This window comes from Mariprofundus ferrinatatus (assembly GCF_002795825.1).
Classification (GTDB): Bacteria; Pseudomonadota; Zetaproteobacteria; order Mariprofundales; family Mariprofundaceae; genus Mariprofundus; species Mariprofundus ferrinatatus.
In genome coordinates this window covers 1,451,641-1,475,043 of the sequence record NZ_CP018800.1, presented here as the reverse complement: position 1 = coordinate 1,475,043, position 23,403 = coordinate 1,451,641, and the positions used below count along the sequence as shown (strand labels likewise).

Below are 23,403 nucleotides of genomic sequence, written 5' to 3'. Positions count from 1 at the left end.
TATGTCGGCTTACTGGGGAGCGTCGATGACGATATCGATACGACGGTTCATGGCCCGACCCTGCGGGAACTCATTGCTGGCGATCGGGCGCACCTCGCCGTAACCAAGCGCTTTCAGGCGGCTTCCATCGGCTCCGGCTTCGATCAGGACATCACGCACCGATTCGGCCCGCTTCAGCGAGAGTTGCTGGTTCGGCTTCACATCGCCCTGGTCGTCGGTGTGCCCCTCGATGCGAACCGTTCTGTCGGCATAGACATCAAGGGCGCCTTTGAGGCGGGAAATCAGATCGAAATATTCAGAGGTGACTTTGCTGCTTCCTGATGTGAATTGCAGTCCGACCATGCGCAGCAGCAGCGAACCGTCGAGGTTGACGAAGATCTCCGCATCACCCTCTTTGAACTGGTTGCGCAACCGCTCCTGCATTTTTTTATCGGCGGTTTCCCGCTCCAGCTTGGCGCGGAATACCTCTTTCATGTCGGTCAGCTGACTGCGCTGCGCCTGCATCTGCTCATCGCTCTCGACAACCATTCTGGCTTTTGCCTCAGCTTCGCGCTCTGCCTTCTTGCGAGCTTCGCGCTCTGCAGAGAGGCTGCCTTTCAGCCGCTTGGTTGCATCAAGAAGCTCCCGGGGTGAATTGGTGACCAGCAGAACGTTATCGGGCGTCTCAATGTCGAGCTCTTTGGCGAGATTGTGACGGAACGTCCTCTCCCTGATAATGATCTCTTCATAACTGCTGCTCTCTTTTTTCCAGAGCTTGACCTGTTCACACACCGCATTCGCTTCGGCTGCAAGCGCGTAGGCCTCGCTCGGTTTGGATGGCGGAGTGGCAAAGAGGCCGTCGATATAACCGCGCAGCTCGGCCAGCTTCTCGCTGGCTGCCTGGTGGGTGACCGGCGCATAGCGTTTGGAGCCGCATGACCTGGCCTTGGAGATAAGACGTGCCGTGATAACGGATAGCTGATCAAGGTTGCTGTTCAGCACCTTGCTGTAGGCCGATTTTGCGGTGGCAGCATGCTCAAGGGTCCTGTTCAGTTCACCGCGTTCGCGGGTCACGATGGCCTGGTTCAGTGCGTTCTCGGCTTCGACCATCTGCTGGGAAGCAAGCGGCTTTCCCTCTTCAGGGGTAGTGGAGACAATCTCTGCAACGGCACTGGTTTCACTGCGTAGCGCCAGCAGCGATGCGAACTGTTGGCGGAAGCCTGCTGCCGTGGATTTCGCCTCAGCAAGCTTCTCTTCCGCCTTCTTCACTGCAGCAGCAGCTTCACCTTCTCTCTGCTCCCCATCTGCAAGCATGGCGGCACCAAGGTAGGCCTCCACGCGCGAGGTGGTGAGGGGAGCATAGCGGTGGTCGCCACTCTTTTTGAATGCGAAGATCTCCTGCTCGAGCGATTTAATGGTGCCGGCCTGGGCTGCGACGGGCAGCGCGATCAGGGCGGTGAGCAGGAGATAAAGAGCACGTTTAACCAAGGTTCAACATCCTTTCGAGCGAGAGTTTGGCCCAGCGTTTCTGTTGTGCAGGCACTGTGATCTGATGCGTGATATCACCATCCCTGATCGAGGTGAGGGCTGCACAGAGGTGTTGCGGATCGGTGCGGAACATCGTCGAACACATGCAGACCATCGGCGAGAGGAACCAGACCGGTTTGTCCGGGAACTGCAGCCGCAGGCGGTTGACGAGATTCAGCTCGGTGGCGATGGCAAAGCTGGTGCCGCTCGGGGCTTCGGAGACATGCCGGATGATCATCTCGGTGGAGCCGACAAAATCGGCCGTTTCGCACACCTCGCGCGAGCACTCGGGGTGGGCGAGGATCTCGATGCCGGGATGGTTTTTGCGCATGGTGTCGGAATGCTCAGGCTTGAAGAGCTGGTGCACCGAGCAGAACCCCTTCCAGAGGATCAGTTTCGCCTTTTCGATCGCTTCAGGGGTGTTGCCGCCCAGCGGCAGCGCCGGATCCCAGATGATCATCTCGGCGTCGGGGATACCCATCGCCAGCGCCGTGTTCTCGCCCAGATGCTGGTCGGGGAAGAAGAGAATCTTTTCGCGGTTGCCCCAGCTCCACTCAAGGATGCGGCGCGCATTGCCGGAGGTGCAGACGATGCCGCCATGCTCACCGCAGAACGCCTTCAATGAGGCGGTGGAGTTGATGTAGGTGACCGGAGTAACGCACTCATCCGGATTGATCACTTCGGAGAGCTCACGCCAGCAGCGGTTCACCTGCTCATCATCGGCCATGTCGGCCATCGAGCAGCCGGCAGCCAGATCGGGCAGGATCACCGCCTGATCATCGCCGGTGAGGATATCGGCGGTTTCGGCCATGAAGTGAACGCCGCAGAAGATGATGTAGGGGGCGGAGGTTTCAGCCGCCTTCTGCGCCAGCTTCAGCGAGTCGCCTGTCACATCGGCAAAGGCGAACACCTCTTCGCGCTGGTAGTGGTGGCCGAGGATCAGCACCTTGTCGCCCAGTTCGGATTTGAGGCTTCTGATCTGCTCGATAATGTCTGTTTCAGGGGTGTCGTATAGCTGCGATAGCAGCGCCTGTGTCGTCATTGGCAAAGTGTCCGACCGCAATGTGGCGATGTCAAATATTCTGCTCGGAAATCAGGAATAACAGATGCACGTGCATCGCATGCTGCCTGCGGTTACGCTTCGCCTACATCAACTTCGGAGAGTTCCATGCCTGTTTACCGTTCACGCACATCCACCCAGGGCCGCAATATGGCCGGTGCCCGCTCGCTCTGGCGCGCCACCGGCATGAAGGATGGTGATTTCGAGAAGCCGATCATCGCCGTGGTCAACTCATTCACCCAGTTCGTACCGGGTCATGTGCATCTGAAGGATATCGGCCAGATGGTGGCGCGCGAGATCGAGGCGGCCGGCGGAGTCGCCAAGGAGTTCAACACCATCGCCATCGATGACGGTATCGCCATGGGTCACGGCGGCATGCTCTACTCGCTGCCCAGCCGCGACCTGATCGCTGACTCCGTCGAGTACATGTGCAACGCCCATACCGCCGATGCCATGGTCTGCATCTCCAACTGCGACAAGATCACGCCGGGCATGCTGATGGCGGCGCTGCGCCTGAATATCCCGGCCGTATTCGTCTCCGGCGGCCCGATGGAGGCCGGCAAGATCACGCTGAACAACCGTGAACTGCATCTCGACCTCGTCGATGCCATGGTGATGGCGGCAAGCCCCGATGAGACCGATGCCGATGTCGAGGCGGTCGAGCGCTCGGCATGCCCGACCTGCGGCTCCTGTTCCGGCATGTTCACTGCCAACTCGATGAACTGCCTTGCCGAGGCGCTCGGCCTGGCCCTGCCCGGCAACGGTTCGCTGGTTGCCACGCACGGCGATCGTCGCGAACTTTTCCTCAAGGCCGGTCGCCTGATCGTCGAGAATGCCAAACGCTGGTATGAGAAAGAGGATGCGAGCGTTTTACCGCGTTCTGTGGCCACCTTCGAGGCGTTCGAGAATGCAATGGCGCTCGATATCGCCATGGGCGGCTCATCGAATACCGTGCTTCACCTGCTCGCCTGTGCGCAGGAGGCGGGGGTTGCCTTCACCATGGCCGATATCGACCGGCTCTCCCGCAAGGTGCCGAACCTCTGCAAGGTTGCACCAGCCACTCAGGCCTACCATATGGAGGATGTGCACCGCGCCGGCGGCGTGGTCGGCATCCTCGCCGAGCTGGATCGTGCCAATCTGATCCATCGTCACGTGCCGACCGTGCACGCCACAACCCTTGGCAATGCGCTGGATGGATGGGATGTGATGAATCCGGCCAATGAGGAGGCGCGCCACCTCTACAGGGCGTCACCGGGCGGCATCCCGACCCAGGAGGCGTTTATCCAGAGCGAGCGTTACAAGAGCCTCGATGATGATCGTGCATCCGGCTGCATCCGCGATTATGAGCACGCCTACTCGAAGGAGGGGGGATTAGCGGTTCTGTTCGGTAACATTGCCGAGCGTGGCTGCATCGTGAAAACCGCAGGCGTGGACGAGTCGATCTGGCAGTTCACCGGTACCGCACGCGTATTCGAAAGCCAGGAGGATGCGGTCAACGGCATTCTCAATGATAAGGTCGCTGCAGGCGATATCGTCATCATCCGCTACGAAGGGCCGAAGGGTGGCCCCGGCATGCAGGAGATGCTCTACCCGACCTCCTATCTGAAGTCGAAGGGGCTGGGTAAGTCCTGCGCTCTCTTGACCGACGGTCGCTTTTCCGGCGGCACCTCCGGCCTCTCCATCGGCCACGCGTCGCCTGAAGCGGCCGAGGGCGGTGCCATTGGTCTGGTGCAGGAGAATGACAAGATCGCCATCGATATCCCGGCCCGCTCGATCAACCTGCTCGTCTCCGACGAAGAGCTGGCCAGCCGCCGCGCGGCGATGGAAGCCAAGGGCACTGCAGCCTGGAAGCCTGTGAATCGTGAGCGTGTCGTCTCCAAGGCGCTGCAAGCCTACGCAGCGCTGACTACCTCTGCCGACAAGGGCGCTGTCCGCGATCTCGACCAGCTGAAGTAATCCAACCTTACTTCGACAACTCAAAGCCCTCTGCGAAAGCAGGGGGCTTTTACTTGATATAGAGCGGCAGATTCTCCGACAGGAAATCGACCAGCAGCTTCACCTTGCGTGAGAGGTGCTGGCGGGAGGGGTAGAGCGCCGAGATCGAGGTGGATGGCGGGGCATACTCCGCGAGCAGCGGTACCAGTCTTTTCGAAGGCTTATGCGCGCTGGCGATACACCTTCAGCACATTCGGTAACTGCCGGATTTTATCGGAGACCTTCTGCAGCTGTTCCAGATCTTCGATCTCCATCATGATCTGCATATCTGCCGTTTGCGTATCTCTGTTGGAGAGGGTCTGAACAGCGACTACGTTTACCTTCAGATCGGAAAGGATGCTTGTGATGTCTTTTAACAGGCCCGTGCGATCAATGGCCTCGATTGCCAGGGTGATAGCAAAGGTCTGATATTCATGATCCGCCCACTCGACAGAGATCAAGCGTTTCTGCTTTTCCTCTTCGAGGTTGAGGATGTTGATGCAATCCCGCCTGTGAACCGAGACCCCTTTGCCGCGTGTGATGAAGCCGATAATCTCATCTCCGGGAACGGGCCTGCAGCAGTTGGCCATATAGGTAAGCAGGTTGCCGACTCCGCACACGTGGATCGCTTGATCATGCGAGCCTGTCTGTTTCGGTCTCGGTTTCTGAGGTAGTGATTGAGCCGGATCATCAAAATAGATCTGATTCAGGGCGGAGGTGAGCTGACGGACTGTGATATCGCCGCGTCCGACCTTGGCGTGCCACTCTTTTTCACTGTTCACCCTGAAATGGGCGAGCAGTTTCTGTGTATCGGGATTGGAGATGTGCATGCGTTTGAGCTCGCGATCGATGGCGGTTTTGCCATCGATCACGTTCTGCTCGTAATCCTGTTGCCGGAACCACGCCTTGATTTTCGAGCGAGCCCGGCTGCCGGTGATGTAACCCAGGTTGGGATTGAGCCAGTCGCGGCTGGGGCTGGCGTGATTGGTGGTCAGAATTTCAACCTGTTCACCATTCTGAAGCTGCGTGGTCAGCGGTACGATATGACCGTTCACCTTGGCGCCGCGACATCTGTGACCGACCTCTGTGTGGATCGCGTAGGCGAAATCAAGCGGGGTGGCACCCTGCGGCAGGTCAATGATTTTACCTTCCGGGCTTAACACAAAGACACGATCCGAGAAGAGCTCTGTCTTAAAGCTGGCAAGAAACTCCTCATCACTGTTTTCAGGTGTTTCCAGCAGTCGTCTGATCGAGTGAATGGTTTTTTCCAGTACCTCATCCTGTTCGGTGCGCTCTTTATAGCGCCAGTGTGCCGCGACACCAAATTCTGCGAATTCGTGCATCGCTCTGGTTCTGATCTGAATTTCGACAGGTTTCCCTTCCGGTCCGTAAACGGCCGTGTGCAGGCTTTGGTAGCCATTGGCTTTGGTGTTGGCGATATAATCATCAAACTCGTTGGCGATATAGTGCCAGCGGCCATGGATCAGCCCGAGCGCGGTATAACACGCTGCGATGGACTCCACCGTGACCCTGATGGCCAGCACATCAAACAGCTCTGAAAACTGTTTGTTCTTATGCGTCATCTTTGACCAGATACTGTAGATATGCTTTGGCCTGCCATAAACCCTGGCCTCAATGTCAGAACTCTTCAGCAGCGTATCAATCTCTGTAACCACCTGTCGGATATAGGACTCACGACCTGCTCTTTTCTCCTCAAGCAGTGTTGCAATGCGCTTATAGGTTTCCGGTTGCAGATAGCGAAAGGAGAGATCTTCGAGCTCCCACTTCAGTTGGCCGATACCGAGTCTGTTGGCAATGGGTGAAAAGATTTCAAGTGATTCAGATGCGACCGCTTTTTGTGTCTCTGTATCTGCTTTTGCCAGCTCCCTGAGCCGCTGCACCCGGTAGGCCAGTTTGATGAGCACCACGCGCACATCATCAACCATGGCCAGCAACATTCTTCTCAAGCGCTCAGACTGTTCATGCCCATCCGATTTGCCGGCTCTGAATTCATGAAGCTTTTCGAGGCTTCTGACCATCTGAAGTATTTCGTCAGAGAACTCACGTTGAATCACCTTGTGAAATTCCGGGCTACGCAGGCGGCTGTCACTGAGCAGGCATACAATAATCGTTGTCTCATCAGCGCTTAAATGGCTGAGCAGTATCGCCACATCGAGGCTGCTGGGCAGTTCAGATGCAACATCCTGTGCTCCCCAGACATAGTGGCATGCCTTTTCCAGCAGGGGTGAACTTTGATAAAGATGCGCTGAATGATTGACGAGCATGTCGATATATTCCGGGATAGAATATTGCGAGGTGAGATTGTGCTGTTCTCTGGTCTTATTCATCAATCGTATGGGTTACATTCCTTTCATGCTGTTTGCACATCATATGCAAGGTCAATGGGGAGGCTAGCCTTTTTGTGCACAGGATGAGGGGACAATCAGCTTTCACGTAAGCCGGGCAGGAAAAAGATTCAGAAACGGGTAGGGTGCCGCCGGATTATTCGAATGATCCGATCTTCTTTTCAACGGTACCCAATCAATGACTGATAAAACAATCGTAACGCACAACGGCAATTTTCATGCTGATGATGTATTCAGTGTCGCACTGTTCAGGAGCCTTCTTCCATCCTTTACGCTGATCCGCACACGCGACCCGGAGCTGATCGCCAAGGCCGATATCGCGATCGATGTGGGTCTTGAATATGATCCGGAGCGAGACCGTTTCGATCATCATCAGCGAGGTGGAGCAGGGGAGCGTGAAAATGGCATTCCCTACTCCTCATTCGGCCTGATCTGGCAGAAGTATGGGCTGGAGCTTTGCCACGGTAATCAGGAGGTAGCGGATGGTGTGGATGCAGGACTGGTCTCCACGATTGATGCCATCGACTGCGGACATGTGGAAGGGGTCCAGCAGGGCATCAGTCTCAGCCATGCCATCGGCATGTTTAACCCCACCTGGCAGGAAGAGCCCCGCTTTGATGATGCATTTAACGAAGCGGTCGATTTTGCCGCACGCGTGTTAACGCGCTTTATTGCGGCCGCGAACGGCGGCATCAGTGCCAAAGCCATTGTGGCGAAAGCGATCGAGCAAGCAGCCGATCCTCGCGTGATCATTTTGGAACAATACACCCCGTGGAAACGCACTGTTCGGAATCTTTCTGAAGAGGCGCTCTATGTGCTTTACCCGTCCCAGACCGGCGAGTGGCGCATCCAGACCGTACCGGTTGAGCACGGCTCATTTGAAAACAGGAAGCCGCTGCCTGCGGCATGGGCAGGGCTATCCGGCGCCGAGCTGCAGAAGATGACCGGTATCGATGATGCCATGTTCTGCCATAATGGCCTCTTTATTGCAGGTGCGGTATCATTTGAAAGCACCATGAAGATGGCCAATATGGCCCTTGAAGCAGCGTAAAAGAGGAGCAGGGTTCCCCAGCATGAGCCAGGGTTTTGAGATTCAGGTATTCAACCGTTACCGGAACGCGATGGAGATCGAGAAGGTCTATGGCGACGGCATGGTGAAGTTCGCCTACGGCAATCCGATCGGGCGGCTGCTCGGCCCCGTTATTGCCAGTAAACTGCTCAGCCAGATATACGGCAAGTCCCAGGATAGCCTGAGCTCGGCCGGGAAGGTTGCCCCCTTTATCAAGGCCTTCAACATCCGGATCGATCAATTCGAGAAGGGATCGTTCGCCGACAAGCCGATCGAGGCATCCTACCGGTCATTCAATGAGTTCTTTATCCGGGCGTTCAGGGAGGGAGAGAGAGCCTTTACCCCCAATGATCACGAAATGGGTGCATTTGCCGAAGCGCGCTACTTCGGCCATGCGGCCATGCACGATGAACTCACGGTCCCGGTGAAGGGAGCGATGCTGCGCGCGGTTGACCTGATCGGTGATCATGCACTGGCCGAAGACTTTATCGGCGGCCCGCTGATGATCGCACGGCTCTGCCCGGTCGATTATCACCGCTACCACTATCCCGATGATGGCAAAACTCTGAAAGCATTCTCCGTTCCCGGCGATCTGCATTCGGTCAATCCGCTGGCGCTGAGATACAGGCATGATATCTTCATCAAGAATGAACGCCGGGTCGCAATCCTTGAGACCGAACATTTCGGCAAGCTCGCCTACATCGAGGTGGGGGCCACCTGTGTGGGAAAAATCGTGCAATCCTTTGATGAATCGAAAGCGTTCAAGAAGGGTGATGAAAAAGGCTACTTCCTCTTCGGCGGCAGCACCGTGGTGCTATGCGGAGAGAAGGGACGGTGGGTGCCTTCCGATGATATCCTGACCAATACCAAGGCAGGTGTAGAGACCTATATCCAGCTTGGCGATGTCGTTGCAGAGACCTACTGATCAGGGCGTTGAGAGCCAGTTACACGGACACAATAGTTCATACCGCCAAGCCTTCTGCGAAAGCAGCGGGCTTTTCTATTTCGCGCATCGGTTCGGTCGGGGAAAATCTGCAGCGGAGCGCCGTACCCGATGTGGAGACCGTTGAGTTCGCGGGTCACCGAGCCGTAAAAGGCGAAGTGGCGGGGGTGCAATGCGCCTTGCGCAGCTATGCAGCGTTGTTCTTTCTCCGCCTTTCGGCCACTGCCGCCAGCAGGGTAATGGCAACGGCGGTGAGGATGGTGCCGATCGCAACGGAGACCCGGCTCAGATATTCCGGTGCCAGCGTCAGCAGCAGTCCCAGCCCCAGCATCATCAGGCCGGAGAGCAGCTTGAGCAGACGCCCCTCCCTGGGCTGCAGTTTGCGGCTCCCCATCGTGCGCACGAACAGCAGCACGATGAGCAGCAGCGGCAGGACGTAGATAACATTATAGGCCACCAGATAGAGGTAGTATGTGCTTGTCGGCAGTTCTGCCAGCGTCAGCGTGCGGGTGTAGATGAGCGGCAGGCCGGAGGTGCAGAGCAGCTCGTAGCTGTTGGCCGCGATGGCCAGCACGATGGTGCCCAGCAGCGTTGCTGCAAGGCTCCTTGCCTGTATCAGCCTGCGCATGCGCTCAAACAGCGCCGGCTTGGCCGCATCTGAGATCGAGAGCGAAGGGCCGGCTCCGGCAAACAGGTAATCCTTGATATTGAAGAGGGCCATGGCGATGGCGATCAGGCCGGCGGTGAGCGTGATCCAGCGCATCTGCCCGAAGAGCAGGAAGATATTGAGCCATGCGGCCATGAAGAGGAAATAGATCAGGCCGGAGAAGAATACGAATACCGTGCCGATCAGCAGCATCAGGCGCTGATTGCGTGCATGCACCAGCAGGCTCAGCAGCAACAGCAACACAAAGAAGGCGCAGGGGTTGAAGGCATCCAGTCCGGCCAGCATCAGGGTGATAACCGGCAGCGACATCCCTTCCAGCTCAATGTCGGTGGCCGTCGTCGCCATCTGCTGCTGCTCGGGGGCTCTGCCCGCCGCAAGCGCGCTGTGGCAGGCGCTCAGTTTATCGCGCAGGTAGGTGCCGGTCGTCGCCTCCCTGTCGAAGCCGACAACCATCTCGCCACAGAAGAAGAAGGCAGGTACGGCACCTTTTTTCTCGCCGAAGGGGGCGGCCATCTGCTGGTAGCGTTGCTGATGTGCAGGGTTGCCGCGCAGGTTCATCGACTGCAGCGCAAGCCATGGATGGCTTGCTGCCAGCTTCTCGACGACAGGCTTGGCCTCGAGGCAGTGGGGGCATGCGTCGGACCAGAAGAAGTAGAGCACCACATCAGCTTTTCCGGCAGCACTGCGATCAATCGGGGGGGATCCCTCCTGGCCATAAAGCAGCGGCGCTGGCAGCAGCAGCACAAGCAGGCATAGTGCCTTGAGCATTCTGTTCATGGCTGCAGGCTATCCGTTCTCATTACGCTTATGATAGCAGGGTTTCAGGCAGTCGGCTTCCGGTGTGCCGGTGTGATCTCCGGGCTCTGCTCCCCATCGGTGAGGGAGGTGGTGCCATCCTGAATGGTGCACTGCAGGCAGATGGCGCTTGTGCTGATTGCTACCTGCTCTCACGCGGCGATGAAATGATCGGGAGAACCAAATTGTTCGGTTGCTTTCGAATCTCTATAGGCATGGCCCTGATCTTTTCATAAATGTTGTGCAGGCGTCGAATCGGCCACCAGTCGTAGAGGTAGATCTGGATCGGACGCCACATCGCCACCCAGCCACAGATCATCAATCCCTCCTCAACAATATCGTGCAGTAGCCCTGCATCCAGCGCCGTAGAGAGCAATTCGCGTAAAAACAGGCAGCCGAACAGAAACAGCAGGCCGATCATCAGTGAGGTGCGCCCTTGCAAGAAGATGAAACGCAGGTTCATATCGGCCTGATGGGCGCGGTAACCGAAATAGTTTTCAATGGCTTCGGGAATCGAAGCGGCATCCTGACCGGCGTACTCATCTTCAGGCAGGTAGATCACCAGCTTCAGCGGCGTGGCCAGCGGAAAGTCCTTCGCTGTGTCGAGGATGTAGTTCTCGGCATCGGCATCCAGATCCTTTTCGATAAAAGGGGCAGGATCGAGAGAGTTGAAAAGGCGCTTTGCCTCGCGCAGGTGAACCTCAATAAGGTAGCGGCCATCCTCGCGGCTGTAGTGCTCAGCAAGGCGTGCTTCTGTTGAGAAGATATGCATTCCCTTAGCGAAGATGGCGCAGTGCCAGATGGCAGGTATGGAGAAAGATAAATGACATAGCCTAAACCTCGATCCCAAGCAGCTGTTCGCAGATTACTCCAGGGATATGTTGCTTGCCAAGCATGCAGCTGTTTTTACGGTTTTTCGGTGACCTGTAAAACAGGGGGAGCAGAGCCGGTTGGTTTTCGCCATTCAATGGAGAGTCTGCTTATTTCCAGTTCGGGGGCCTATTCATCAGGAAAAAAGATCCCTGCAGGGACGGAAATATTTTCCCCCCGGCAAACAACTCCACCCTTCATGGAAAATGTAATATATTGATATTAAAGGGGTTTGTTCCAAACCGGCCGTTGGCCGAGAACTTGCAGCAGTAATCCCAGATAAACGTCAGATATCCGGGGGGCAGACTATGCAACTAGGCTCAAGAATTTCAGGTACACCAAGGCAGCTGCCTCAGAACAGGGTGGGAGGCATAGCATCCAAGGGTAACCCGGAAGCTTATCTGTTAGGCCAATTTGACCAGCCTGAATGTTCAATAAATGAAATGATTGAGATGACAGGGGCCATTCCTCTTTTTGATGACATCGATGGCTCGCAGATCAGAGCCATTGCTGCACGCATGAAAACCGCGCACCTGGCTGAGAAGCAGCCTCTGTTTAGCGAGGGCGAAGAGAGCGATTTCATGTGCTTTATTGTGTCCGGAACAGTCGACGTCTACAAACGCGCGCAAACCGGAAACCTGATCGCTGTCTCATCGCTTTCCCGCGGCCGCAGCATTGGCGAAATGGCACTGATGGATAGCTATCCGCGCTCTGCCACTGTGATTGCCCGTACCCCGTGTACCTTGCTGATGATCACGCGTGAAAACTTCGATAAGATTTTAGCGGACCATCCACGTGCCGGGATCGCCTTCATGAAGGCGCTTTCCCAGGGGCTTAGTCTGCAGCTGCGCAGGACATCGGGGCAGCTTGCCGATGCGTACGAATCCTCGGGCTCAGGCGCGATCCTTCCTGATCCGAAGGAGATGACAGCATTGAGTGTCGCAAACAAAACCACGAAACTCATCGATCACATCATCAACAGAAAACCGACCGACTGGACACCGCTGATCAGGCGCTTTATCTGACCGAGGTGCTCACTTCAGTGATAGCTGCAGAAATGACGTAGCCGGGAGGATGGTTCAATGCCTATACAAAATTCTGTAGATACCAATGAGCGAATTGTTTACTCCACTTGTGTCGGAAAAATGAGTAAGGAAGATTTTATTGAGTACGTGAAGGAGATATGGAGCCATGGCGATTATTATGGCTTCAATGAACTGTTCGATGTGACCCGGGGCGACTGGAGCGAGTTTAACTTTTCATATCTCATCGAGGTGGCAAAGAATGCGGCTATGTTGCGCACGATCGACCCTGAATCGAAATTGGCCTGGGTGGTACTTGAAGGCAAGCAGAGGGAACTCACAGAATTTTACAAGTCGGTGAAATTACTGACTCAGGGCAACAGGTCACGCTCTCTGGAGGCTTTTTACTCAAAGGGTGATGCCATGCGTTGGCTAAGGAAAAAATAGAGTCGCCTGACTGCCGCGACAATGAAAAAGGGCAGCTACCGTAATCGACCACGCGTGACGGCTGCCGAAATTGTTTATCGCACTTACGAAATAGTACTTTTAGGCTGCAGATCACTGCCTTCATGGCTGAAATCCGCCTTGAGAACAGTATGCCATGCTGTCGGAACAGCTTTTTCGCGCATTGAGGAATTGTCTCTATAGGGCTATCTTCCCACGCGCTTAAGAATTCCCCGGAAAAGGATAGGTAATCATGGCAAGAAAGTTTAATTTCAGTGCAGGCCCGGCAATGCTGCCGACTGCTGTAATCGAGCGCGCGCAAGCCGAAATGCTGGATTGGAACGGCTCAGGCATGTCCACGATGGAGATGAGCCATCGCGGTAAGGAGTATATGTCCATCGCGGCAAAAGCTGAGGCTGACCTGCGCGATGTGATGGGTATTCCCGACAACTACAAGGTGCTCTTCCTGCAGGGCGGCGCCTCTTCCCAGTTCGCCATGATTCCACTGAACCTGATGGGCGATAAAACCAGTGCCGATTACATCAACACCGGTATGTGGTCGAAGAAGGCGATTGCCGAGGCCAAGCGTTACATTACCGTCAATATCGCTGCCGACACCTCCGATAACGGCTTTACCTCCGTACCGACACAGGCGGAGCTGAAACTGGACCCGAACGCCGCCTACGTGCACTACACGCCCAACGAGACCATCGGCGGTGTCGAGTTCGATTACATCCCTGAAACCAACGGCGTGCCGCTGATTGCCGACATGTCCTCCACCATCCTGTCGCGCCCGATCGACGTCTCCAGGTTCGGCATGATCTATGCCGGTGCGCAGAAGAACATCGGTCCTGCGGGCCTGACCATCGTCATCATCCGTGATGATCTGCTCGGTAAGGCGACCGATATCTGCCCGACCATGTTCAACTACGCCACCCATGCCGACAACGACTCGATGTACAATACGCCTGCCACCTACAGCTGGTATATGGCCGGGCTTGTATTCGAGTGGCTAAAAGGGCTGGGCGGTCTGGAAGGGATGGCTGCGATCAACAAGCGCAAGGCGGAGAAGCTCTATGCGGTTATCGACGGCAGCGACTTCTACGCCAACCCTGTGGCGATAAACGCCCGCTCTTGGATGAACGTACCGTTCACGCTGGCCGATGCCGAACTGGATGCGGCATTCCTGAAAGGGGCTGCAGAGAGGGGACTCGTGACCCTGAAAGGGCACCGCTCCGTCGGCGGTATGCGTGCCTCCATCTACAACGCCATGCCGGAAGCCGGTGTCGATGCACTGGTTGCCTATATGCAGGAGTTTGAAGCGGCCAACGCTTAAGACCAAACTGCTCAGACGGTTTGCGACGTTTGAGCCCGTTCAATCAAAGCCCCCTTCCGATCCGTATTGGCAGGGGGCTTTGTCGTTTCAGATGTACTATGGTCCTAGGGGCTACTAGAATTTGGGCATGGGAACATCAGCGTCAATGCCATCAACAGAACCACAATATTTTGAGATCGTCATTATCGGCAGCGGCTTTTCGGGGCTGCTTGCGGCTGTCCGTCTGCAGAAAAAGGGGTTTGACGATTTTGTCCTGCTGGAGCGCAGCCCCGAGTTAGGGGGTACCTGGCAGGTTAACTCCTATCCCGGGGCCGAGGTGGATATTCCCACCAGCCTGTATTGCATCTCCTTTATCCCCTTTCCGTTCAGTAAAACCTTCGCCCCGCAGCGCGAACTGCTCGCATATACCAACCACATCATCGACAGGTTCGGCCTGAAAAAATACGCCAGAACAAACCAGACAGTCACCAGCCTCACCTATGACGAAAGCAGATGCCTGTGGCATGTGCATACCGAGTCGGGCGAGCACTACAGCTGCCGCTTTGTGATCGACAGCAGCGGCGTGCTGGCCAACCCGCATATTCCCGATATCAACGGTGCGGAGACCTTCAAGGGCGCGATATTCCACGCCGGTCACTGGGATCATTCGGTGGCTTATGAAGGCAAACGTGTCGGGGTGATCGGTTCGGGATGTTCCGGGGCGCAGATCGTGCCCGCCATGGCCGACAAGGTTTCCCGCTTAACCCTCTTTATGGGCAAGGCGCAGTGGATCCTTCCGCGCTCGGACAGGGAGTACAGCCCCCTTGAGCGCCATATCCGCACGCTGCCGGGCATCCGCCATCTCATCCGTCTCTTCGTCTTTATCTTCTATGATATCCGGTTTATCGCCTTTCGCCGCTATCCGCTGATCTCAAGGCTCGCACCCTTCATGAAAAGCCATTATCGCAGAAGGCTGAAAAAGCAGCTCGAAAAATATATTCAGGATGAGACGTTGCGTGCGCATATGATGCCCGATTACGAGCTGGGCTGCCGTCGTGTTATCCCGACCAACAGCTATCTGCCGGCGCTTGCCAAAGCAAATGTCGATGTCGATATCAGCGGCATTGATCGCATCACGCCTGCAGGCATCAGAACCAGAGATGGCAAAGAGATCGACCTGGATATCATCGTCTATGCCACGGGCTATTACGCCTATTCGGATATGAAACGGGCGCTGACCTTTCAGGTGTTTGGCAAGGGTGGCCGTAACCTCAACAGTGAGTGGGAGAGCAGCGCCATCTCCTCTTACAAGGGCATCACCATGGCGGGTTATCCCAACTACTTTAAAGTGAACGGCCCGAACACCGGCTCCGGCCACAGCTCGCAGATCTCCTATATGCAGGTGGCGACCGATTATATCGTGCAGGCGATCAGTGCCGTGAAGGCGGATGCGAGCATCAGGGCGATCGAGCCCAAACAGGAGCTTCAGGATGCCTACGTTGCTGAGATGAGAGCGAAGATGCAGAAGACGGTCTGGCAGGAGGGCAGTACCACCGCCTTCTACAGAAAGAACATGTGTGAGGAGGTGACCAGCCTGTCGCCTGAACCGGTGACCGGTTTTATCTTGTCACGCAGATGGTTCCACCTGCGTGATTATAATCTGCTGAAGTAACACACGAGCTACTCCGCCACATCATACTGCTCCGAAGGCTCTCTGCTGACTCCCGGAATATTGGCAGTTTTTTCCCACGCGCTTAAACAGCGTTTTTATGCTGTGAGTTGCGGATAACCTTCAGGGTCACTATCCAGTGCTCCGAGAAATGTGATGGAGTGGATCTTGTCCCTCGATATTCTGGCGGTTTGATTATTCGCAGCCAGTACAAATGAAATTGTCAGGGTTTGTACCAACTTGCCTTTGATATCATCGCCGTGAATGGTCCTGATCTCATCCGTGGCCGGGAACCCTGTTTCATCTGCCCGCTTCAAACAGATATGGGAGATGTTCTCTTTTTTCACGGTGACAACACCAAAGGAGGTTTTGATTTTATAATCATTTTTAAGAACTTTCCCAGCCAGAGTCTGACCGTTGCGTAATATAAGTTGATCTTCTGCGTATGCCATCTGTTGCTCCATTGTTGCCAGAAACCAGTCCGGCTAAATCGTATCGCCCTCAATAATGCACCCATATCTCACTGGACAGAGGTGAAAAGGGGAGACAAGCAACTCGACTTACTCATCAATCGGACATCTTACACCAATATTGCAGGATTACCGAATGGTAGACGCATACGCCTTCGAACTGTCTGTGGAGCTCACCGGTTTCTTTTAAGGAAGGCGATGATGTTATCCAGATCATCACCGGAAAGGCCTCTGAAATTCATCTTGGTGCGGGCATCCGGATTGCCTGAAACCTTCTTGACGGCCTCTTTTGTATTCTCGCCAAGCCAGATCTTCAGGTTCTCCTTATCCCAGCTCCATTTTCCGGCCCCTAACCAACTGCTGTAGTTGAAATCATCCATGCTGCCGGCCTTGCGGCCATAGACGCCTTTCAGGCCGGGTCCGAATTTCTTTTTGGTCGAAGTGATATTATGGCAACTGGCGCACTTCTTCATGGCCAGAGCTTCGCCTGCAGCCGCATCGCCGCGAGGTGTCACTGTTATCTTTCTCTCGATAATTGTCCGGTTATCGGCCCTGTCGGCGACAAAATATTTCAGGGTGTAGGTACCGGGCCGAGCTGTGTTGACCATGCCGCCCTGTTCAACCCTGGCAGTGAGGTCGCCATCAACTTCGTCCATTGCCGTAAAGCCGGCTTCGATATACTTCTCATCTTCAACCAGAGTGAGTGAATCACCGCCTTTAAGGGTGATGACCGGCGGAGTCATATCGACGGTGCGAAGGACCGTGACAAAGCGCGAAACCTTTTTGGCGCTGTTACCGGCCCTGTCGCTGACGTTGTAGCTGATCATATAGGCAGCTGGGCGTGATGTGTTGACCTCGCCGCTTACGCGAATACGACTGGTAAGGTTACCATCCACCATATCCCACGCTGTGGCTCCCGGATCGATAAACTCCTCCCCCTCATTGATGGAGATGGAAGCCTCGCCCCTAAGCTTGATCACCGGAGGTCTGGTGTCGGCTTTGGCAGCGGGCGCCGGCTTGGTTTCGGGAGCGGGTTCGGCGACCTCTTCAACTACAGTCTCAACCGCCGGTTCGGTGGCAGGCTCAGCGGTGTCCTCAATGACAGTCTCAACTGCCGGCGCTGTAACGGCAGTGGCTGCTGGAGCAACAGGTTCCGGAGCAGCTTTCACTGCAGGTTCGGCAGCGGGTTCAGCAGCGGCCTCAACCACCTTCACAAACCTGAATACGGAAGCTGCCGCGTTACCGGCCGCATCGTTCACATTGTAGGCCACGGCATAGGTGCCTGGTTTGGAGGTGTCGAGCGTGCTGACAGAGCGGATGCTGGCCGAGATGTCGCCATCGACATCATCGCTGGCTTTGGCTCCGGCATCCCTGTAACTCTCCCCAACCTGGATCGTGACCGAATCGGCACCGATCAGCTTGATTACCGGCGGTGTCGAGTCAGGTTTTGCGGCAGCAACGCTCGCAGGCGCTGCCAGCATCATGAAAGTAATTGCGAGTGTAAAAGATAGTCCGATCACAGTGTCCTCCCTGAACCAATCCCCTAAATTAATAGCGTATGGCATCAAATTGTCAATGTTGGTTATTGCCGGCGACCGCAATTTTCCAGGCCGGGCAGATGCGGGCGCGGCCGGTTAGCAGGCAATAAGCCCGCGCTGGCTGAACTGGTCGATGACCCGCTTCACAAGCGCAGGGGAGGGTGGCTGAACCTCTTTAAGCTGGTATGTAAATCCCAGTTCTTCCCATTTGTGCTCCCCCATCTTGTGGAATGGCAGCACCTCCACGCGTTCGACTCCCTGCAGCGCCGCGACGAAATCGGCCAGCTTTTCAACATCATCGAATCCATCGCTGTAACCCGGCACCAGCACGTAGCGAATCCACATCTTCTTGCCCATGGTGGAGAGGCGCTGTGCAAAATCCAATGTCGGCTGCAGCGGCTGGGAGGTCAATGCCAGATGCTTATCCGGGTCGATATGTTTGATATCGAGCAGAACCAGATCCACATCATCAAACCACTCATCTTCCAGATGTCCTGCCAGAAAGCCCTGCGTATCCAGCGCGGTGTGCAGATGCAGATCGTTCTTTGCAAGATAGAAAATCTCGCGGATGAAATGGGCCTGCATCAATGGCTCGCCACCGCTGATCGTCACTCCGCCGGCAAAGCGGAGGAATGATGCGTACTCGGCGATCTCTCCGAGCACGGCATCGACAGTCATCACTCTGCCGTTATGCAGTTTAATGGTGTCGGGGTTATGGCAGTAGAGGCAGCGGAACTGGCAGCCGGAGACAAACAGCACAAAGCGCATGCCGGGGCCATCGACGGCGCTCCCCATTTCAAAGGAGTGGACAAAACCGGACAGGCGACCCTGCTCATCAATACAGGCAGGCGTGATATGTCCCGGCGGTTTTTGTTCGCTGTCCTGAATCATGCGTGGAATGTGTATGACCTCTTGATATGGCTGCCTTGCCATCAATAGTGATAGCAAGGCAGCGCTGAGTTTAAAGCTCTTTAGAAGCTCAGGTGGAAAGTGCGGTTGATGACATCGAGTTGTTGCTCGCGGGTCAGCTTGATGAAGTTCACCGCATAGCCGGATACGCGCAGCGTCAGCTGAGGATAATTCTCGGGATGCTCCATCGCATCAAGCAGGGTATCCCTGTTCAACACATTCACATTGACATGGAAGCCGTTGGCATTGCAGAACAGATCAACGCAGTTGGTCAGATTACTTACACGGTCAGAGAGGGTGTGCCCGAGTGCGCCCTCCGTGCAGGTCGCAGTCCATGAGATGCCGTCGAGTGCGGCATGGTAGGGTAGCTTGGCAACCGAGGCGCCCGAGGCGATAAAGCCTTTTGTGTCGCGTCCGTTCATGGCGTTGGCCCCGGGCGCAAAAGGTTCGCCGGTGCGGCGACCATCCGGTGTATTACCGGTTTTCTTGCCGTATACCACATTGGAGGTGATGGTCAGTACCGACTGGGTTGGCACACTGTTACGATAGGTTTTGTGTTTGCGGATCTTCTCCATGAAAGTCTCAACCAGCCAGACGGCAATACTGTCCGCACGGTCATCATTGTTACCATATGCCGGATATTCGCCTTCGATCTCGAAATCCCGGGCCAGGCCCTGTTCATCACGGATGACACGCACCTTGGCGTGCTTGATGGCGGAGAGCGAGTCAGCTGTTACGGAGAGGCCGGCAATGCCGCAGGCCATGGTGCGCAGGATGTCACGGTCATGCAGCGCCATCTCGATGCGCTCATAGTGGTATTTGTCATGCATGTAGTGGATGGCGTTAAGCGCTTTGATATAGGTTCTGGCAAGCCACTCCATCATCGCATCGAACTTCTGCACAACCTCATCGTAATCAAGGAACTCTGAATCGATCGCTTCAAAACCGTCGACAACCTTGACGCCGGACTTTTCATCCACGCCGCCATTGATTGCATAGAGCATGGTTTTTGCCAGGTTGCAGCGGGCACCGAAGAACTGCATCTGCTTACCGATACGCATGGCCGATACACAGCAGGCGATGGCGTAGTCATCGCCCCAGTGTTCGCGCATCAGGTCATCAGACTCATACTGGATGGCACTTGTTTCGATGGAGACCCTGGAGCAGAAATCCTTAAACCCCTTGGGCATCGCATTTGACCAGAGAACGGTAAGGTTGGGCTCGGGAGCAGGGCCAAGATTAAAGAGCGAGTTAAGGAAACGGAAACTGTTCCTGGTTACAAGTGTTCGCCCATCTTCACCCATACCTCCAATCGCTTCGGTAACCCACGCCGGGTCGCCCGAGAAGAGCTGGTCATACTCCGGTGTGCGCAGGAAACGCACGATGCGAAGCTTGATGACCAGGTCATCGATCAACTCCTGTGCAGCAGATTCATTGAGGACTCCGGACCGGATATCGCGTTCAATGTAGATGTCGAGGAATGTTGAAATACGGCCGATCGACATGGCGGCGCCGTTTTGCTCTTTGATCGCAGCAAGGTAACCGAAGTAGGTCCACTGCACTGCCTCCTGTGCTGTGGCTGCCGGCCTGCCGATATCGAAGCCGTAGCTTGCCGCCATCTGCCTGAGCTCTTCCAGTGCTCTGATCTGTTCAGATAGCTCTTCGCGGCTGTGCAGCACCGCTTCGCTGAACTCCACATCATTGAGTTCGGCCTTTTCGCGCTGCTTGTCCGCAACCAGAAAATCGACGCCGTAAAGTGCCACACGGCGGTAGTCGCCGACGATACGTCCGCGGCCGTAGGCATCCGGCAGACCCGTGATGATACCGGAGCGGCGGCATGCGAGGATATCGGGGCTGTAGACATCAAAAACACCCTGATTGTGATCTTTGCGGTAGCGGCTATAAGCCTCCCTTACGGACTCAGCAAGCTCAAAACCGTAGGCCTTGAGGCCTGCTTCGACCATGCGCAGGCCACCGTTTGGTACGATAGCGCGCTTCAGGGGCGCATCGGTTTGCAGGCCCACAATCAGTTCAATATCCCTGTTGATGTAGCCGGGTTTGTGCGCAGTAATGGAAGAGCCAATTTCGCTGGAAACATCCAGTACACCCTTCAATCGCTCCTGCTCAAGCAGTGCCGAGATTTCCGTCCAGAGCTGTCTGGTGCGCTCTGTTGCATGGCTGAGAAAGCTCTCATCCCCCGTGTATGGGGTATAGTTCTGCTGAATAAAATCGCGCAGATCTATACGCTCTTGCCACTGGCTACCCTGAAACCCAAGCCAGGCTTGCGAATCTGAAGCTGTTTCTGATGAATTCATGATGTTCCTCTTAGTAAAATACATTTCAATAGCCGTAGGCCTTGAAATTGTTGTGATCGCATGAATGCGATCAGGTGTTAGCGGGGAATGGACGGAGCCTGTCAGGCGTCAGGCTGCGGGGATACGGGAATATGCCTCAACAGCGCCCATACAGGTCGCAGTGGTGGCGAACCGAAGCAGGCGCCACACTTAATGGTTTACGACTTGTATATACGGAAGACATGGGTTTGATCTCTCTGGTTGGAACATATTGTAACTGGAAACGCATTATAAAGCTCCCTCCCTTTCAGGGTCAACTTATAAACGGCATTAAACTTTCAAAATGGTACTGTTTAATTGTGACAGCAATATGTTTTGGCTAGGCGGGATGGATCGTGATCGCCGGACTAGGTGGAATAAAATATGATTATACCGGCCACCAGCGTACAGACAACGAAATAGGGCAGGGCCATGTAAACCATACGTCCGTAACCCAGGCGTATTTTGGGGGCCAGTGCAGAGGTGAGCAGAAACAGGAAAGCGGCCTGTCCGTTAGGTGTGGACATGCTGGGGATGCCAGTGCCCATCACCACTGCCACCGACTGCGCATCAAAGGTCTCGCGCGTGATCAGCCCCTGATCGAGCAGCAGTGTGATCTGATCCATGTAGATGGTGGCAACGAATACATTATCGCTGATTGCGGATAGAAAGCCGTTGGTAATGAACACCATGAAGACCTGAATACTGCCATCAAGACTCATCACCCAGTGCATAATCGGATTGAACATCGACTGGCTCTGAATCATCGCCACGATCACATAGAACATCACCAGCAGTGCTGCGAACGGTAACCCCGGCATGAACGCTTCTGCGATTTTGTGCTCATCCGTCACGCCGGTGATAGCGGTTGCAAGAATGATAACACCAAGGCCGATCAGACCGATCTCGGCAAGATGCATGGAGAGGGCCACCACCATAAGCAGCCCCACGATCGCCTGAAATTTCATCACCAGCCGCTGGGTTGGGGTGGTGGATTCTCGCAGTTTTCTGTCTTCGTCGGCAAGAATCTGGCGAACGTTGACAGGCAGCTCGGCGCCATAATTGAACCAGCCGAACCTCTCAACCACCAGACATGTGGCAATGCCGGCCAGCAGGGTCGGGATGGTGGCCGGTGAAACCATGGCGAGGAAAGTAACAAAATCCCAGCCGGCCTCATTGCCGATCACTAGGTTCTCAGGTTCGCCTACAAGTGTGCATACGCCACCGATGGCCGTGCCGATGGCGCCATGCATCAGCAGCCCGCGCAGGAATGCACGGAAGTTGTCCAGGTCCTGGCGGTGCAGTTCATCGATATGATTATCATTCGGGTCGGGGTCTTCATGGTATCCGACTTTGGAAACCACCAGTTCGTAGACATCATAGAAGCTCGTGGCGATGGCAATAAGGATGGCGAGAATGGTGAGTGCATCGAGAAACGCGGAGAGGATGGCGATCACCACGAGCGTGGTCACATTCACGATGAGGCGTGATTGAATCCCCAGCAGCACATGATTGATGACACGGAACAGCACATCCCTGAGAAAGTGGACGCCGGCCACCATAAAGATCACCAGCAGTATTACGGGCAGACCATGCTCGACCTCTTCGTATACCATATGGGTGTCGGTCAGTTGCAGAGCCAGCGCCTGGATTGCGAACAGGCCTCCCGGCTGCAGAGGGAAACATTTCAGTGCCATAGCCAGCGTGCCGATAAACTCGACAAGGATAAACCAGGATGTGATCAGCGGGCCTGCGGTGAAATAGAGGACGACGTTGAGTGCCAGACAGAAGAGAACGAGCTTTTTGTACCAGAGGGGCGATCGACCGAGAAAAAGATGAAGCGATGCTGAAACAGTAGGATAAGCGGGGGATGATGCGGTGTTGGTGCTGCTCATGATTTTCTCCATTTTGAAAACGGGCGGCATACTACACGATAAAGAATAAAAATCAGGCGTAAAAACAGAGACAGGTGTTCGCAAGAGATCAGGTGTGTGCGCGCACTCCTCAGTGGCGGTTGCGCATGAAGTCAGCGATGCCGTAGAGGGCTTGCATCAACTCATCGCGCAGGCAAGCGTCTTCGACAACCTCATCGAGTGCATGCCTCATGCAAAGCATCCACTGGTCGCGGGCCGATTCATCGATGGCAAACGGCATGTGGCGCATGCGAAGGCGCGGGTGGCCATACTTTTCGATATAAAGTGAAGGGCCGCCCATCCAACCGGAGAGAAACATGAAGAGCTTCTCTTCTGAAACCTTAAGGCTCTTTGCATGCATATCACGGATCGGCCTTGCCTCTGCCAGTTCATCCATGTGTCGGTAGAAGCGCTCTACCAGAAGGCGCAGCGGAACTTCGCCGCCAATGCGCTCATAAAGTGTTCGGGTGTCCCTGCTGATTTGCATGGCTGCAGGCTATCTGCAGCGTGGCAGTGGTGAAATAGCTTTGCAGAAGCTAA

At 55.3% G+C, this 23,403-nt stretch carries 18 protein-coding genes; 7 read left to right on the top strand and 11 right to left on the bottom strand.

Annotated elements, in window-relative coordinates; all coding sequences use genetic code 11:
- Positions 1-9 precede the first annotated feature (9 nt).
- The gene (locus tag Ga0123462_RS07105; protein ID WP_100265669.1) at positions 10-1,467 is read right to left on the bottom strand and encodes an OmpA family protein; all 1,458 of its coding nucleotides are present in this window, start codon (positions 1,465-1,467) and stop codon (positions 10-12) included.
- The gene (gene nadA, locus Ga0123462_RS07100) at positions 1,460-2,548 is read right to left on the bottom strand and encodes a quinolinate synthase NadA (protein WP_100266532.1); all 1,089 of its coding nucleotides are present in this window, start codon (positions 2,546-2,548) and stop codon (positions 1,460-1,462) included. The genes Ga0123462_RS07105 and nadA overlap by 8 nt, the downstream gene beginning before the upstream one ends.
- Before the next feature lie 126 nt (positions 2,549-2,674).
- Between nadA and ilvD the strand changes: the two genes are divergently transcribed.
- The gene (ilvD, locus tag Ga0123462_RS07095) at positions 2,675-4,522 is read left to right on the top strand and encodes a dihydroxy-acid dehydratase (RefSeq protein ID WP_100265668.1); all 1,848 of its coding nucleotides are present in this window, start codon (positions 2,675-2,677) and stop codon (positions 4,520-4,522) included.
- A gap of 200 nt (positions 4,523-4,722) precedes the next feature.
- Here the strand turns inward: ilvD and Ga0123462_RS07090 are convergent, their stop codons facing one another.
- Positions 4,723-6,888, bottom strand: a complete 2,166-nt coding sequence (locus tag Ga0123462_RS07090; protein WP_198507313.1) for a RelA/SpoT family protein — start codon at positions 6,886-6,888, stop codon at positions 4,723-4,725.
- A 196-nt stretch (positions 6,889-7,084) separates the two neighbouring features.
- Between Ga0123462_RS07090 and Ga0123462_RS07085 the strand changes: the two genes are divergently transcribed.
- Positions 7,085-7,957: an MYG1 family protein gene (locus tag Ga0123462_RS07085; RefSeq protein ID WP_100265667.1), complete on the top strand. Its 873-nt coding sequence runs from the start codon at positions 7,085-7,087 to the stop codon at positions 7,955-7,957.
- 22 nt (positions 7,958-7,979) lie between these two features.
- On the top strand, positions 7,980-8,900 hold the full coding sequence (locus Ga0123462_RS07080; protein ID WP_100265666.1) for a phosphatidylserine decarboxylase: 921 nt from the start codon (positions 7,980-7,982) through the stop codon (positions 8,898-8,900).
- Positions 8,901-9,105: 205 nt separating this feature from the next.
- Here the strand turns inward: Ga0123462_RS07080 and Ga0123462_RS07075 are convergent, their stop codons facing one another.
- On the bottom strand, positions 9,106-10,362 hold the full coding sequence (locus Ga0123462_RS07075) for a thioredoxin family protein (RefSeq protein WP_100265665.1): 1,257 nt from the start codon (positions 10,360-10,362) through the stop codon (positions 9,106-9,108).
- Positions 10,363-10,522: 160 nt separating this feature from the next.
- Positions 10,523-11,152 (bottom strand): hypothetical protein, encoded by a 630-nt coding sequence (locus Ga0123462_RS07070; protein WP_100265664.1) that lies wholly within the window; start codon positions 11,150-11,152, stop codon positions 10,523-10,525.
- A gap of 541 nt (positions 11,153-11,693) precedes the next feature.
- Here Ga0123462_RS07070 and Ga0123462_RS07065 point away from each other — a divergent pair.
- The 4 genes from Ga0123462_RS07065 to Ga0123462_RS07050 all read left to right on the top strand — a co-directional run bounded on the left by Ga0123462_RS07065 (position 11,694) and on the right by Ga0123462_RS07050 (position 15,703).
- Positions 11,694-12,275 (top strand): cyclic nucleotide-binding domain-containing protein, encoded by a 582-nt coding sequence (locus Ga0123462_RS07065; RefSeq protein WP_157821304.1) that lies wholly within the window; start codon positions 11,694-11,696, stop codon positions 12,273-12,275.
- 57 nt (positions 12,276-12,332) lie between these two features.
- Positions 12,333-12,719 (top strand): hypothetical protein, encoded by a 387-nt coding sequence (locus Ga0123462_RS07060; protein WP_100265662.1) that lies wholly within the window; start codon positions 12,333-12,335, stop codon positions 12,717-12,719.
- A gap of 250 nt (positions 12,720-12,969) precedes the next feature.
- On the top strand, positions 12,970-14,052 hold the full coding sequence (gene serC, locus Ga0123462_RS07055) for a 3-phosphoserine/phosphohydroxythreonine transaminase (protein WP_100265661.1): 1,083 nt from the start codon (positions 12,970-12,972) through the stop codon (positions 14,050-14,052).
- Between the two features lie 127 nt (positions 14,053-14,179).
- A complete protein-coding gene (locus tag Ga0123462_RS07050; RefSeq protein WP_232726394.1) occupies positions 14,180-15,703 on the top strand; it encodes a flavin-containing monooxygenase in 1,524 nt (507 codons plus the stop codon).
- 95 nt (positions 15,704-15,798) lie between these two features.
- On the opposite strand, the gene Ga0123462_RS07045 is transcribed toward Ga0123462_RS07050, so the two are convergent.
- From Ga0123462_RS07045 to Ga0123462_RS07020, 6 genes are all read right to left on the bottom strand, one after another.
- Positions 15,799-16,152 carry a hypothetical protein gene (locus Ga0123462_RS07045; RefSeq protein WP_232726393.1) on the bottom strand — a complete coding sequence of 118 codons (354 nt, stop codon included), beginning with the start codon at positions 16,150-16,152 and terminating at the stop codon, positions 15,799-15,801.
- Positions 16,153-16,343: 191 nt separating this feature from the next.
- On the bottom strand, positions 16,344-17,690 hold the full coding sequence (locus Ga0123462_RS07040) for an immunoglobulin-like domain-containing protein (RefSeq protein ID WP_198507312.1): 1,347 nt from the start codon (positions 17,688-17,690) through the stop codon (positions 16,344-16,346).
- 114 nt (positions 17,691-17,804) lie between these two features.
- On the bottom strand, positions 17,805-18,599 hold the full coding sequence (pflA, locus tag Ga0123462_RS07035) for a pyruvate formate-lyase-activating protein (protein ID WP_100265657.1): 795 nt from the start codon (positions 18,597-18,599) through the stop codon (positions 17,805-17,807).
- Between the two features lie 80 nt (positions 18,600-18,679).
- Entirely contained in the window at positions 18,680-20,932 is a 2,253-nt protein-coding gene (gene pflB, locus Ga0123462_RS07030; protein ID WP_100265656.1) for a formate C-acetyltransferase, read from the bottom strand.
- Between the two features lie 386 nt (positions 20,933-21,318).
- Positions 21,319-22,845, bottom strand: coding sequence for a Na(+)/H(+) antiporter NhaB (gene nhaB, locus Ga0123462_RS07025; RefSeq protein WP_100265655.1), 1,527 nt, complete (start codon positions 22,843-22,845; stop codon positions 21,319-21,321).
- A gap of 109 nt (positions 22,846-22,954) precedes the next feature.
- Positions 22,955-23,350, bottom strand: coding sequence for a group II truncated hemoglobin (locus Ga0123462_RS07020; RefSeq protein ID WP_100265654.1), 396 nt, complete (start codon positions 23,348-23,350; stop codon positions 22,955-22,957).
- Between the last annotated feature and the right edge of the window lie 53 nt (positions 23,351-23,403).